Below are 14,200 nucleotides of genomic sequence, written 5' to 3'. Positions count from 1 at the left end.
AGCGTTGCTTTCGACTGCGTTCTACTTTAAACTGTTTCGTTCGTTTCGGCTCGCGTCTCAGCGAAGAAGGCGAACTATACGCCCCTGCATACACCCTGTCAACTACTTCCTCCGCTTATTTTTGTCTAATCCACCAAATCGCTGTTTTAATAAGTTTTATTTTTTTTGCCTTCACCCTTGGTTTGATCCTAATTTAGTTCTTCGTTTCTATTTCATCCTTTTGATGACTTTTTACTGCATTAATTTTGTTATCTAACTGAGGTATCGTCTGGTTACCCATATAAGCTTTCTTTAACTTTATCCAAATCCGTGTTGCAATTGGTTCAGTAAATGGGTCGGATTTTTTTGCAATTTTAAGTATCTTTTTTGACGATAAGAATGCTTTACTGCTTTTGTTGCACTTGCTGAGTTAGGTAATTATTGGGTTGGTTCTTTCTTTTTTATTATTCTAATTTATTGATGCTGTTTTCTTAATTATCGCTTATTTTATGATTCAGATTTAATGCTTTTAAGTTTAAGGAAAAGGGATAAATAGATCCAAATAGTGCGGGATATGCATGTTTGAAGGGTATAGTTTATTTTGTTCTTTGAAGTTTTTGTTATTTTTTAAGCAAAGTACCCTGAATGTGCTATTCATAAGTTATAGATTAATTATTTTTATTTGTTGTGGTTTATTTTTTTAGATATCTTGCTATGTAACTCTGATGAGTTCTTATTATGTTGTTCAATTCTTGTTATTGTGTGCTGGTCGATATTTGTGCTTATGATTTAAGCTTATAATTTGTTTTTGTAGCTAGCGCTATTCTTTATTTATAGTGATTTTACGATTATGCCTCGTTTTTATGTTCCTGCAGATGTGTGTGAAGTAAATGCTTTTTCTTTACCTGATACGACTGCTCGCCATGTACAAGTTTTACGCTGTCAGCCGGGAGAACTGATTGAGTTGTTTGATGGTCAAGGTCTGGTGTATGAGGCTGAAATTATGTCTATGGGCAAGAAAAATGTGGATGTGAAGATTCATGACTGTAAAACCGTTAAGGTTGAGTCTTCTTTGACAACCACACTGCTGCAATCAGTGTCGAGCAGTGAGCGGATGGATATGACGATTCAGAAAAGCGTAGAACTTGGTGTATCTGTGATTCAGCCGGTATTGTCTGAACGAAGCAGTCAGCGTTTAGGTGGTGAACGAGCAACGAAAAAGCGGGAACGTTGGCAGGATATTGCCATTGCAGCATGTGAGCAATGCGGGCGAACTGTTGTGCCGGAAATTAGGCCTATTATGGATTTAACCAGTGCATTGGAAGGTGTGGCTGATGCTGATTTGAAGCTGCTAATGAGTTTGCGTAGGCCGCTGGCTTTGAATGAATTTTCTCAGCCCCATGCGGTGACGTTGTTAATTGGTCCTGAAGGTGGGCTGAGCGCATCTGAGGAAGAACAAGCGACCCGGTATGGGTTTTCGGCATTCAGCTTAGGACCGCGAGTATTACGTACGGAAACGGCTTCTCTGGCGGCACTGGCGGCTATGCAGACATTATGGGGGGATTTCCGTGGGTAAAGGGAATTAGCTTTGTGAACTTGAAAAATTCAGCCAGTCTGTTTTAGCAACTGGCTGATATTATGTTTAGTATTTTTCAGGTATGTAACGATAGGGATAGTTGGGTTCTTGGTAATCGCCTTTATCTTGTCGTTTAGGTAATTCGACTTTTTTGCGCGGTGTTTTTTTATACGGAATTTCGCTAAGGACGTGTTCAATGATGTTGAGCCGAGCCTTTTTTTTGTCGTTGGAGTCTACGATATACCACGGTGCCCATGAGGTATCAGTGGTCATGATCATTTCGTCGCGTGCGCGGGAATAATCGTACCAGCGGCTGTAGGATTTGATGTCCATGGGTGACAATTTCCAGATTTTACGCGGGTCGTTTATGCGACCAAGCATGCGTTTTTCTTGTTCTTTCATGTTTACTTCAAGCCAGTATTTGAGCAGGATGATGCCAGAATTGATGATGGCTTTTTCCATGAACGGAATGATTTCTAGAAACTCTTTACTTTCCTGTTCGGTGCAGAATCCCATTACGCGTTCAACACCGGCACGGTTGTACCAGCTGCGGTCGAAAATAACGACTTCTCCGGCAGCGGGTAAATGTGGAATATAGCGCTGCATGTACATCTGGCTTTTCTGGCGCTCACTGGGCGCAGGAAGAGCTACTACCTGAAATATGCGCGGGCTGACTCTTTCGGTAAGTGCTTTGATAGCGCCTCCTTTACCTGCTCCGTCACGACCTTCAAAAATGATGCATACTTTTTGGCCGGATTCTTTTACCCATTCTTGTAGGGCAACCATCTCTCCCTGTAATTTTTCCAGTTCTTTGTAGTATTTCTTTTTGGTAAGTTTTTTTTGTTTGTGCTTTTTGTCAATTCGGCTGTCATTTTGAGGTTGAGACTGATCTATATTGAGTGCATCAGTTAGTGGTTGTTGTTTGTCTATCATGATTACCCCTTTGATGTTTGTTAATAGTTAAATAAATTTTACTGTTATACACAGAATATTAATATTAACAATTGTTTGCAACTTTAGTTACGCTTTTTTACATTAACGTCTTATACGTTTGTTTATATCTGCTTAGTCTACGTTTCAAACTTTATTAGAATCCACTTAATCAGTTGCCATTATCATTTTTAATCTTTATGCGCTGTTCATCTCGTACGGTAATCCACCACACAATCAAGCCAATGATCGCCAGCGTGACGCCAACCCATGCTGTGCTGGTCCAACCCCAGCCAGCAGCTATGGTCAGTCCTCCAAGATAAGGGCCTAGTGCATTGGCAGCGTTAAAGGCGCTGTGATTTAATGCTGCGGCCAATGTTTGGGCATCTTTGGCTACATCCATAAGGCGGATTTGCAGCAAGGTACCAACGGCACCGCTCATACCTATCAGGATAACCTGTATACATACCCAGTAGGGATAATGCACGGCAAAAGGATACAAGGCTAACATGGCTGCAGACCAAACGAGTAACCATGCAAGACCAGTCATGACGTGGCGGCCTACTAGCCGCGGTACGATGATATTGCCAATGGTCATGCCTACGCCGTAGAGACACATAACTAATGGTACGTTTCGGGGTGACATGCCTGTGATGTTTTCGAGAGTTGAGGCCATATAGGCGTAGATGCCGAACATGCCGCCAAATCCTATGGCGCCTATGGCAAGAGTCAGCCATATCTGCCGGTTAGTCAGTGCACCTAGTTCGCGCACCGCACTGCTGTCTCCACCTTGCATACAGTGAGGTGGTAGAAAAACGGCTACAAGGATAACGGTGATGGCTGCCAGTATAGCTACAATTAAAAAAACGACACGCCAACCTAAGGCCTGTGCCAGCCAGCTGCTTAAGGGTACGCCAACAGTAGTGGCTATGGTTAAGCCAATCATCATTAATCCGACTGCTTGTGTACGCTTTTCCGGCTGTACCATGGCTGCGGCAACCAACGCACCTACGCCAAAGTAGGCGCCATGCGGCAAGCCACTTAAAAAGCGGAACAGCATCATGCTTTTGTAATCAGGAGCAAGCATGGTACCCAGATGAGCCAGAGAGAAAAAAGCCATGAGCACCAGTAGTAGGCTTCGCCTGCTGAACCGAGCGCCAAATATGGCTATTACGGGTGCGCCTACAACGACACCAAGTGCATAGATACTGATTAAGTGACCGGCTGTGGGTTCGCTGATGTTCAGTCCGCTGGCAATGTAAGGTAATACGCTCATGGTAGCAAATTCAGTGGTACCGATGGCAAAGCCGCCAACGGCAAGGGCAAACAGGAGCCAGCGGGGATGTAGAATGCGGTTGAGTTCTGTATTCATAGGCATGTGGTTCAGCATTGATGCTGCTGAATCTGTTGTATGGTTGATTTGTTTTAGTCTAACTGATTGAGAATCATAAGTAAAAATACGGATTTTTTCTGAAATTTCTTGGCATTTTTTGAATGGGTTGGTGTAATGGTTATGATGCAGAAAATGCGATGAAGTTTTTTGAGTAATTTTTATGCTGTTGCAACCATTTTGTACGCTGTTTTGTGGTGTTGGAAATATTTATTTTAATGCAAAGATAATTTAATTTGCGATTGTTATTGTTTTTTTAGGGTTAGGAGGCCATTGTTTCTTACAGTTACGTTGCTATAGCAGGATATAATAAGTTTAATCGTGTACTTTTTATATACTGTTTAATTTTATTTGATTGGAATGAATGATGAGTAAGCCCAGTGCTCAAACCCTTGAAAATCGTCTGGATGATGCGCAGTTGCTGGCTGATGAGGCTAAGTATTGCTCTTTCGGTGATACGGTTCATTATGTTAATCCACCGAAAATTTTTGATGGCTGTGAAGGCAGCTATATGTACGATAAGGATGGTAAGCCGTATTTGGATTTACAGATGTGGTATTCGGCCTGCAATTTCGGTTATGCCAATGAGCGATTGAATAATGTACTGAAACAACAGGTTGACAGTTTGCCGCAGTGTGCAAGTCAGTATCTGCATCCTACCAAGATTGAGCTGGCTAAAACCATTGCTCTGGATATGAAACGCAAGTTTGGCCATGATGGACGGGTACATTTTAACGTTGGTGGTTCTCAGTGTATTGAAGATTCACTGAAAATCATTCGTAATGCTTGTGAGGGCCGTTCGCTAATGTTTGCGTTTGAAGGTGGCTATCACGGCCGTACGCTGGGCGCTTCTTCGATTACCTCCAGCTTCCGTTATCGCCGTCGCTACGGACACTTTGGTGATCGCGCGATGTTTATTCCGTTTCCCTATCCGTTTCGCCGTCCTAAAGGAATGACGGCTGAGGAATATGGTGAACATCTAGTGGCTGATTTTGCTCGCTTGTTTGAAACGGAATACCATGGTGTATGGGATCCGAAAGCAGGCCAGGCTGAATATGCAGCCTTTTATGTGGAACCGCTGCAAGGTACGGGCGGCTATATTGTGCCACCACGTAATTATTTTAAAGGTCTGAAAAAAGTTTTGGACCAATATGGAATTTTGCTGGTGGTGGATGAAATCCAGATGGGCTTTTACCGTACTGGTAAGTTATGGTCAATCGAGCATTTTGATGTTAAGCCTGATATGCTGGTATTTGCTAAGGCACTCACCAATGGTATGAATCCTCTGGGTGGTTTGTGGGCGCGGGAAGAATTGATTAATCCGCAAGTATTTCCGGCTGGTTCTACACATTCAACTTTTGCCTCTAATCCTTTGGGTACGGCTGTTGGCCTTGAGGTATTCAAGATGATGGCGGAAGTTGATTACGAAAAAATGGTGATGGAAAGTGGAGCTTACTTCCTTGAAGGCCTGAAAACGCTGGAACAACGCCATAAAGAAATTGGCGAAGTAGATGGTCTGGGTTTAGCTCTACGGGCAGAAATCTGTACTGAAGATGGTTTCACTCCGAATAAGGCTTTGGTGGATAAGATGGTCGACATCGGTATGTCTGGTGATCTGGACTGGCACGGTCAGAAAATGGGGCTGGTACTGGACATTGGTGGTTATTATAAGAATGTAATTACTTTTGCACCGTCATTACATATTACTAGGGCGGAAATCGATCAGGGCATTGAGTTGCTGGATCAATTGATTACGCGGGCTAAAAAAGAGCTGAACGCTTAAGCTACGGTATACGGCAGCTCAGCAATCGTTTTAGCTGGCTGCCCTTTGAGATTATATGAAATATCTAAGTCAACTGGAACCGGACGAGCTGGTGGAAACATTTCTGGCCTGCCCACCCCTCAATTTCAGCGCGTGGGAACTATCAAACGGCGTGCCTGCTTTTGCGACACGCTTTGATTTGCTCACGACTGCTGATACCGATTTTCAACAGAAGATACGGCATTGGCCTTTTTTTGATTGGTGGCAGCGTTTTCTACACCCTCTTACCTGTTTTATCGGAACAACAGTATCTGAGTATGCTCTGTTTTCACCACAACAACCGGCTCAGCAACTGGCAAAAGAAATATTACAAAGTTATGGCAAAAAATATCCGCTGCTGATTGTGAAAGATATTCCTCAACAATCACCATTATTAAATAAAGAAGCAAATGAGTATGCAAACGAGCTGATTCTGACTTTGAAGCAACAAGGTTTGATTGAAGTGGAAGGTCAGGCGCTAGCTTGGGTGCCGATTGATTTTCAGGATATTAATGAATATCTAGGGCGCTTATCCTATAAACGACGTAAAAATTTTCGCCGTAAGCTGAAAACTCAAACCCTAGTTGAAATAAGCTGCTTGCATAGTGGAGATGTTTGCTTTCAAGATGAAGTAGTTTTAGAGCAGTATTATCAGCTGTATTTAAATGTTTACAATCAAAGTGATGTACATTTTGATTTACTAACGCGGGATTTTTTCCGTAGGTTGCTTCAGGACGGTAATAATCAGGCCAGAATTTTCACTTATCATTATCAGCAGCAAATGGTCGGCTACAATATTTGCTTTGTGCTCAATAATATGCTGGTAGATAAATATATTGGTTTTGCTTATCCGTTGGCACGCGAACTGAATCTGTATTATCTAAGCTGGTTTTACAATCTGGAGTATGCGAGAGAGCAAGGTTTGAAGTTTTATATAGCCGGCTGGACAGATCCGCAGGTTAAGGCTTCTTTAGGCGCTCAGTTTACTTTTACCAAACACATGGTGTATGTCCGCAACCCAGTTTTGCGTGCTTTGCTTAGTAAACTCAGTAGTCGTTTTGAGCAAGATAAAAACTGGCAGGAAGCACATAAGCAGGATAATCAGGACGGCAGATAGTATGAATAAAACGGTTATTCTGGATTTTGACAACAGCACTGGCACTATACCCGATGCTGTCAGAATTGAGCTAGAGCAATGGCAGGAGGCTATTCGTTTTGGATGTTTGCACGCTCGCTTTAGCCAGCTGAAGCAAGAACTCGAGCAAAAGTTACCGGAACACTATGGCACAGTTTTGATGGGCAGCGGTGATTATCATCATGTTTCGCTGTTGCTTATAAAACGTTTACAACAATATTTTACTGCTTCAAAACCGATAGAAGTGGTTATTTTTGATAACCATCCAGACAACATGCGCTATCTGTTCGGGATTCATTGTGGTTCCTGGGTGAGCTATGTGGCGCAATTGCCTTTTGTCAGCCATGTGCATGTGCTAGGTATTACTTCCAAAGATATTGGCTTTGCTCATAGCTGGGAAAACCGGCTAGCTCCATTATTTCAGGGCAAACTTACCTACTGGAATATGGATGTAAAAATTGGCTGGGCTAAAAAAATCGGTTTGAGCCATGCTTTTCGCAGTTTTGCATCCCCGGAAGAGCTGGTTAGTGCTTTTATTCAAGCACAGCAACGAAATACCAGACCTGTATATGTTTCGATTGATAAGGATGTGCTAGCTAAGGATGTGGTGCAGACTAACTGGGATCAGGGACGTATGCAGCTTAACCATTTATTGTCCGTAATAAATTCGCTAAATCAACGCATTATTGGTAGTGATATAACTGGCGAAGTTTCACAATGGAAATATACAAGCTGGCTTAAACGTATTCTGAGTGCTATGGACAAACAGGAACCAATTCCGGAAGCCACGCTATCTGTATGGCAGCAACAGCACCATGCTGTCAATCAGCAGTTACTCTCAGCTTTAGTTCAGCACCCGCAAACCACACGCTGAATAATTGCACAAATTTGCTCAAATTGCGCATCTGTCAGCCAAGGGCTATTGGTAATGGTTAACATACGAGCCGCAAAATCTTCAGCATTGGGTGTGGATTCCTTTGGTACAATCGGCTGTAAATAATCGTACTGCGCCAGTGTATGGATAAATAAGCGGGTTACGCCCAAGGGGCTAGTCCATAACTCTTTTAAAATAGCATCACGCTGTTGATTAGTCGGCACTAACACCATTAAAAAAGGCCACACTCCCTGACCATACTGATCAACAATAACTTGTATAGCGCTGATTTTCTGCAACTGCTGAATCCGCTGTTGCGCTTGTAGGTGTAATGTTTGCAAAAATGCCGGTAACCGCTGGAAGGCATTGGTGGCAACATGTTGCCGTATATGGCTTACCCGATGCATAGGAATGTCGAAATCAAAATCATCGCCTACTGCTGCAATCCATTGCTGCTGACGCAAAGCTTTGCGCCGGCCGCGGCCATAGACAAAATGCAGACCGGCAGGATGATATAAAGCAGTATATCCTAATAGTTGTAGTATACGCAGGAATTCCCATTTAAAACGTTGTGGTAATAGTTTATTGGCAGTTTTTTGTAAGCTCTTGCGCAATTGAGTTTCGGGAGCGGTAAGTAATCCACCCTCATACATGGTCAAACCTTTACCGGCAGCCAAACTGAATAGAACCACATCACCGTATTGACCGACTTCTGCGCCCAGAGCTTGCGCAGCATCTTCGATTACCGTTATCTGTTGAAATTGGGCTAACTTTTTAACACTAGCAACATCAGAGACCCGCCCGCCCAGATGAGTTGGAATGACCGCCAGCACTTTTTCATTCAATAAATTAGTTAAGTGCGCGGTCTCCAAATCAATACTGTTGGGTTTTAAATCGCAAAGCTGTATCTGCAAACCACAATGATGGATAGCTAATGCTACCAGCGGACAAGTATAGGCAGGTACGATTACAGTTTTACGCTCAGGCTGTTGATGAGCTAGCGTAGTTAACGCTATTACCAGCGCTGCCGTACCCGAACAGGTTAGTTGTAATGGTGGCAAGTTAAAGCGTGTGCTTAATTTGTCTGCCAACGATGATTTTACCGGCAGCCAGTCCCGCCATTGCAGCGGTAAGCCGGCGGTAGGCGGATTTTCATAATAGTTAAACATAAACGGCACTAAAATTTAGACCTGAAGTAGTCAACAGGTTTCATCATCGTGACGATTTTCATTCTGGACAATTTCTTTTTCTGCCAACGCCAGAAAGATGATACCACCCACAATAAATACTGCACCAATAATGCGTATGGCCGTAATATGTTCATGAAAAAGAAAAGCTGAAACCAGCATGACTGTTACTACTTCCAGATGCGAAGCAGCAAAAGCTGGGCCGACCGGCGCCTTTTTCAGTAAAGCCATCCAAGTAAAAAAAGCGCCGATATAGCCAGCAATAGCAATATAGACCCATGGCTGGGTAAAGACCCTTAAAATCCAACCGAGGTTGGCTTCAAGTGGCTGTGCATGAATAGCTGTGAGTTTAAAACTGCTCTGTCCCAGAGTGTCAAATAATAATAAAAGTGCAAAGCCGATTAAATAAAATTTACGCATTATGAAGCTCCTACCAGCACTACACCAATGGTGATACAGAACATGCCAAGAAGCCGGAAACGGGTGAGCTTTTCCTGAAACAGAAGACGTCCTACCAGCATCAGCACAATAATATTAATTGAGCCAAGCAATATGCCCTGTGATAATGGTACCTGACTTAAAAACGCCAGCCATAATAAAAATTCGGCCACATAGGAACCAATACCAATCCACAGCCAATAATTACAAAATAAATCAATCCAGTAATACCAACCATCGCGGTTATTAGGTGCGATGGCTGCATATTTAAACGCTGTTTGGCCAAGGGTATCAAAACAGATATTGGCAAACCACAGCACAAAAACAATCAGGGACATACAATCATTCTTTCTGCAACAGGAAAACTTTCTAAGCTGATTGCGCAATATTTTCAAAGAAAGCTACTGATTGATTAATTACTTCCCGCCGCTGCCTGTCTATAGTAATTAGATGATAGCTGTCATCAAGCACTACAAATCGCGTAGGACCACTTACGTGTTTTTCCACTAGTCGCGCATTGGTATTGATATTAGCAATATCATCATGACCTGAATGCATAATCAAACAGGGTGCTTTTACCTGTGAAAGCTGCTGACGCATCAGTTTGGCCAACGCTTGCATTTCTGCCAGAGCAGGAAACGGATTACCTGCCAAACCGGCACTAGCACTGTCACCACTGAACATACTAGCAGCCACCGTGGCACGGATACGTTCATCCTTCAGACCGTACGGTGGCTTTTCGATAAAAGAAGTTTTTTGGAATAAATGCAGTTTTTTTAAAACAGGCAGCAGAACAAAAAGCTGTTTTGCCCATAACGGAATAGACCAGCCATCATAGCTGAACGTCACCCCATAGACACCAACTCCTTTTACTAGCTCGGGCTGATCAGCAGCCAGCTTCAAAGCCAGCAATGCACCCATGGATAATCCCGCAACAAACAGGTTATCAACACGCTCCCGTAAAAACTGAGCGGCTTCCTGCACACTAGCATACCAGTCACGCCAGCTAGTCTGACATAAATCAGCTTCATCACCACAATGTCCCGCTAGCTGCATAGCATAGACAGTAAAGCCGGCCTGATGCAATCCTTTAGCCAGAATACGCATTTCATTCGGCGTACCGGTCAAACCATGGATCAGTAGCACACCATTGTGATTACCGGGTAAAAAATAGGAGGAATCTTGAATCATAATAACAAATCGGCGGATGATACTTTAGGCTGGAGACAGGCAATAATTTTCTACCGGTTCTTCAATCAAATTAGGCAGAATAGCTGAAACATCACCAAAATCCTGAATCGGATAGTACTGGATACCCCGCTGCTGACAGAAATCAATCAGTTTATCCTTGGCAAAAACCAGATCGACTTTATCGGCCACACAAAAATCCGAAGTACCATCGCCGACATAAAAAACTTTCTGAAAACCAAACAATTTCTGACGATGTTGACATTTGCAATTTCCACTGGCTTTAAGGCAGTGCTCATTAGCATAAGGAAATTCCAGCTGCCAACCCCGCTGTTGATTATGCAATAATCGATTAGCATAAATAGGAAGAAAATCATAGCCGTAGCGATTCAGAATTGACCGAATAGCATAATCCAACCCATCACTGACGATATGCACATTCAAATGCATGTTACGAGCTAAATGAATAAACTTGCTGAAAGCCGGATCAATGCGGATTGTTGTGAGTACATTGTCCAGCTCGGACAGACTGGCGTCCATATTAGCAATCTGCTGACGCATGCATTCTCGCGAACCAATCATGCCTTCCTGCCATTGCTTCTCCAATTGGATACATGTATCGTTACCAAAATGTTCAAGCAATGTATCAGTAACATCTTTCTCACTGATGGTACCATCAAAATCACACAATACAGCATACTGATACAAATCAGTTGCCTGAAATAAAGATTTCAGACCAGTCTTATTTTCAACAATGGGTGTAAAACAACTCATATCATTCCGTGTATAAATTACAAACGAAAACAGGCTAGTATTGTAAAAGGGATAAAGAGTGGGTTATTTAAATTGATTGAATACAATCGTGCGAAAAGCATAACCAGCACGTCCGGTTTACATAATCACGCTGCTACTATTTATGCAAGCAGCAACAATCCTGATTTACCAACCTGAGATTATGGCAACTAAAATCAAAATCGACTGATTTACTTAATATTTATTTCAAATAAAGCTTCACAGCAACATTCCGTTGCCCACAGAAATAATTGCAGAAATATGCTATAGCTCTGACAGTAGATTGTAATTATCCACTATACATTCATCCCAATTCCTGCACTTATCAGACACACTTCTATTCAGATTACTGAAATATTTGAGAAATATTTGGCAAATAAACTGGGTATTCTAAAACATTTCATCCAGAAATCAAACCTACGTAATTAATGTATCTATAAAATTATCATTGAAAATTGTGACTCGAAATAATATCAATTGTTATTTTTGCAATATCAAAGAACAAATAATTGATTAAATTATATTATTTTTACAAAATAAGCTATTAATGCATTGGTCAGCATAAAATCATTTTATTGAAGCGAATTGCAAAATCATTTCACATATAAGGAACTGGATTAGTATTAAAGGTCAAAGAGATTTTAGAAAAATAAATGGATTTCTTGGTAATTGGCTTGTTTCACGAAAAAATTCAAACAGAAAATTTTTAAAATGTAAAAAAAGATTTGAACGGTTTGATCGACAAAGACAAATTGGCAAATAACTGATAAATTTCTATTTCGAAATATGAGAATGATTTATCAGCCCGAAAAATCTATCTATCTGATTTACATATTTATTCATCTAATCCTCATAAGGCAGAAAAAGTGCGAAATAGCCATTCCGCACTTTTTTTATAATCATATTTGATTATATGCAATTTTCTGAAGAATCTGCATCATATAGGTCTTTAATCGTCAGTCATTTTAGGTTCAGCATTTTGCAAACCGAATACATGTGCTGACTCAGGACGGACATCATCCATATCATGTCCAGGATTCATTACTAGATCACCTATTTGAACTGCATTAGATGCACTAATAATCAATGCAGAAGATAAATTATCACTCACACGGTATACCATTGCCAGACCAACCTCCTCAGCAGGAATACTTAAATATTTAAATACGTTGCGTGATGATTTTGAATCTGTCGAAAATCCTGCTTTAAACTGACGACTTTTAGTATACAAACTCAATACAGTGCCTTTATCTATACCGTCATTTTTACCCAAATTAATAGTAATTGTCTGATAAGGGCCAGCTTCCTGTATACCATCCATTACAGACACAATTTTGCCCTTAACCTGAGTATTAGGTGCATGAGGCATCATTTGAAACGGATCATGCTCATCTGTAATTTTTAACAGATAATCGCCCTTATTGATTTCAGATGCAATATTAGTCACAACCATTGGCTGTGCGGTACGTGTTGGTAATTTAATCAATGGATTCACACGTGTATAATATTCATCTTTGGGTAAGTTGGCAGCTTCATCCGAGCTTCGCTCGTTCAGAGCACTGTTTTGTCCCGCTAAAGTAGCAACTTCACCGCTGAAGCGTACTAGCTGACCAAGATATTTATGCGTATCTGGGTCGGTAACATTCTGTTCAATGCGATAAACTAGATAGCGGCCTGGTTCAAGTTGGCGATCTGCATAAACTCTATCCCCTTTAGAAAACAATATTCTGTTTTCCGGTCCCGCAGCTAATCGTGGCGCATTTCTGGTCTCCTCCTTATCAATGACCTGCGGATGCTGCATAAACATTCTGAAAAAATCAACATCTATAGTACTGATGCCATAACCAGAAGATAGATTACGAATTTTCGGCTCCAACTTAATCGTTGGAATTCCCGCACTGTTATCAAAGCCAAGACGAGGCTGACCATCTACATAGCGCAAAGACAATACCTGCCCTGGATAAATCCTTTGCGGATTATGAATTTGACTACGATTAGAGCCCCAGAGCTTGGGCCACTGCCATGGGCTATAAAGATACTTACCGGATATGCTCCACAGTGTATCGCCGTTTTTGACTACATATTGCGCTGGTGCATCTGGACGAATTTTCAGTTTTGCCATCACAGGTGCGGATATGGCCATACTCAGTGTACACAGCAGAGTTATAATATGTTTATGCATGTAAAGTATCCTTAGGGAAATTACTGTTTTAAATAGTTGTTATATGACATAGTATGGATATAAGTGCCAGTTTACCTGAATCTATATCAACAATCTTTAAAAATCCAGTTTTGCCATCATGTAAACAGGTCAGATTGAACAAGGAATTAAACACATAATGGCTCTATTAAACATTTTACAATATCCTGATGAGCGTTTACATACTGTTGCGCAGTCTGTGACTCAATTTGATGACAGAATCCGCACACTAGTGCAGGATATGGCCGAGACCATGTATCAGGCCAGAGGAATCGGTTTGGCTGCCACTCAGGTAAATGTTCATGAACGTGTAGTAGTGATGGATCTCTCCGAAGAACGTAATGAACTCAGAGTCTTCATTAATCCGGTAATAACTGCCCGTGAGGGTGATACCGAATATGAAGAAGGCTGTCTTTCCGTACCAGGCATTTATGAAATGGTACACCGCTCTGAACGTATCTCGGTTGAAGCATATAATGAGCATGGTGAAAAATTTACTCTGGAAGCAGAGGGCTTGCTGGCCATCTGTATCCAGCATGAGCTTGATCACCTTGCTGGTAAAGTATTTGTCGAATATCTGTCGCCATTAAAACAGAATCGCATAAAAACCAAACTGAAAAAACGCGCCCGCGAAAAAATGTAATTTGACCTTTTGTCTGACCTGTTAACTGTATCGCCAGTAATAAATACTTGCGGTGATACATTGTGGA

13 protein-coding genes are annotated in these 14,200 nt (G+C 41.7%); 5 read left to right on the top strand and 8 right to left on the bottom strand.

The features are described 5' to 3' along the window. Positions 1–829: 829 nt before the first annotated feature. A complete protein-coding gene (locus BHC43_RS00760) occupies positions 830–1,555 on the top strand; it encodes a 16S rRNA (uracil(1498)-N(3))-methyltransferase (protein WP_100156201.1) in 726 nt (241 codons plus the stop codon). A gap of 66 nt (positions 1,556–1,621) precedes the next feature. Here BHC43_RS00760 and ppk2 read toward each other — a convergent pair whose 3' ends face one another. Both ppk2 and BHC43_RS00750 read right to left on the bottom strand, forming a co-directional pair. Further along, positions 1,622–2,488: a polyphosphate kinase 2 gene (ppk2, locus tag BHC43_RS00755; RefSeq protein ID WP_100151960.1), complete on the bottom strand. Its 867-nt coding sequence runs from the start codon at positions 2,486–2,488 to the stop codon at positions 1,622–1,624. Positions 2,489–2,657: 169 nt separating this feature from the next. After that, the gene (locus BHC43_RS00750; protein ID WP_218966439.1) at positions 2,658–3,863 is read right to left on the bottom strand and encodes an MFS transporter; all 1,206 of its coding nucleotides are present in this window, start codon (positions 3,861–3,863) and stop codon (positions 2,658–2,660) included. Positions 3,864–4,242: 379 nt separating this feature from the next. Here BHC43_RS00750 and BHC43_RS00745 point away from each other — a divergent pair, with 379 nt between their 5' ends. From BHC43_RS00745 to BHC43_RS00735, 3 genes are read left to right on the top strand one after another with little or no spacing between them, the layout of a single operon-like run. Further along, positions 4,243–5,658 carry an aspartate aminotransferase family protein gene (locus BHC43_RS00745; protein ID WP_100141381.1) on the top strand — a complete coding sequence of 472 codons (1,416 nt, stop codon included), beginning with the start codon at positions 4,243–4,245 and terminating at the stop codon, positions 5,656–5,658. 55 nt (positions 5,659–5,713) lie between these two features. Further along, a complete protein-coding gene (locus tag BHC43_RS00740; protein WP_100156200.1) occupies positions 5,714–6,793 on the top strand; it encodes a GNAT family N-acetyltransferase in 1,080 nt (359 codons plus the stop codon). 1 nt (position 6,794) lies between these two features. Continuing rightward, entirely contained in the window at positions 6,795–7,685 is an 891-nt protein-coding gene (locus BHC43_RS00735) for an arginase family protein (RefSeq protein WP_100156199.1), read from the top strand. Here BHC43_RS00735 and BHC43_RS00730 read toward each other — a convergent pair. The 6 genes from BHC43_RS00730 to BHC43_RS00705 all read right to left on the bottom strand — a co-directional run bounded on the left by BHC43_RS00730 (position 7,661) and on the right by BHC43_RS00705 (position 13,472). Next, complete coding sequence (locus tag BHC43_RS00730) at positions 7,661–8,854, bottom strand: DegT/DnrJ/EryC1/StrS family aminotransferase (protein ID WP_100156198.1); 1,194 nt, start codon at positions 8,852–8,854, stop codon at positions 7,661–7,663. The genes BHC43_RS00735 and BHC43_RS00730 overlap by 25 nt on opposite strands. 30 nt (positions 8,855–8,884) lie before the next feature. Further along, the gene (locus tag BHC43_RS00725; protein WP_100151964.1) at positions 8,885–9,292 is read right to left on the bottom strand and encodes a DMT family transporter; all 408 of its coding nucleotides are present in this window, start codon (positions 9,290–9,292) and stop codon (positions 8,885–8,887) included. Next, complete coding sequence (locus BHC43_RS00720; RefSeq protein WP_100141386.1) at positions 9,292–9,648, bottom strand: EamA family transporter; 357 nt, start codon at positions 9,646–9,648, stop codon at positions 9,292–9,294. The genes BHC43_RS00725 and BHC43_RS00720 overlap by 1 nt, the downstream gene beginning before the upstream one ends. Before the next feature lie 31 nt (positions 9,649–9,679). After that, positions 9,680–10,501, bottom strand: coding sequence for an alpha/beta hydrolase (locus tag BHC43_RS00715; RefSeq protein WP_100141387.1), 822 nt, complete (start codon positions 10,499–10,501; stop codon positions 9,680–9,682). Positions 10,502–10,525: 24 nt separating this feature from the next. Further along, complete coding sequence (locus tag BHC43_RS00710; protein ID WP_100156197.1) at positions 10,526–11,272, bottom strand: MtnX-like HAD-IB family phosphatase; 747 nt, start codon at positions 11,270–11,272, stop codon at positions 10,526–10,528. A gap of 967 nt (positions 11,273–12,239) precedes the next feature. Continuing rightward, the gene (locus tag BHC43_RS00705) at positions 12,240–13,472 is read right to left on the bottom strand and encodes a LysM peptidoglycan-binding domain-containing protein (protein WP_100156196.1); all 1,233 of its coding nucleotides are present in this window, start codon (positions 13,470–13,472) and stop codon (positions 12,240–12,242) included. 157 nt (positions 13,473–13,629) lie between these two features. Between BHC43_RS00705 and def the strand changes: the two genes are divergently transcribed. After that, entirely contained in the window at positions 13,630–14,133 is a 504-nt protein-coding gene (gene def / locus BHC43_RS00700) for a peptide deformylase (protein WP_100156195.1), read from the top strand. The last annotated feature ends 67 nt before the right edge of the window (positions 14,134–14,200 follow it).

The organism is Snodgrassella alvi (assembly GCF_002777855.1).
Taxonomy (GTDB): Bacteria; Pseudomonadota; Gammaproteobacteria; order Burkholderiales; family Neisseriaceae; genus Snodgrassella; species Snodgrassella alvi_E.
Note: the sequence above shows the minus strand (reverse complement) of the source record. Positions and strands in the feature narration are given on the sequence as shown.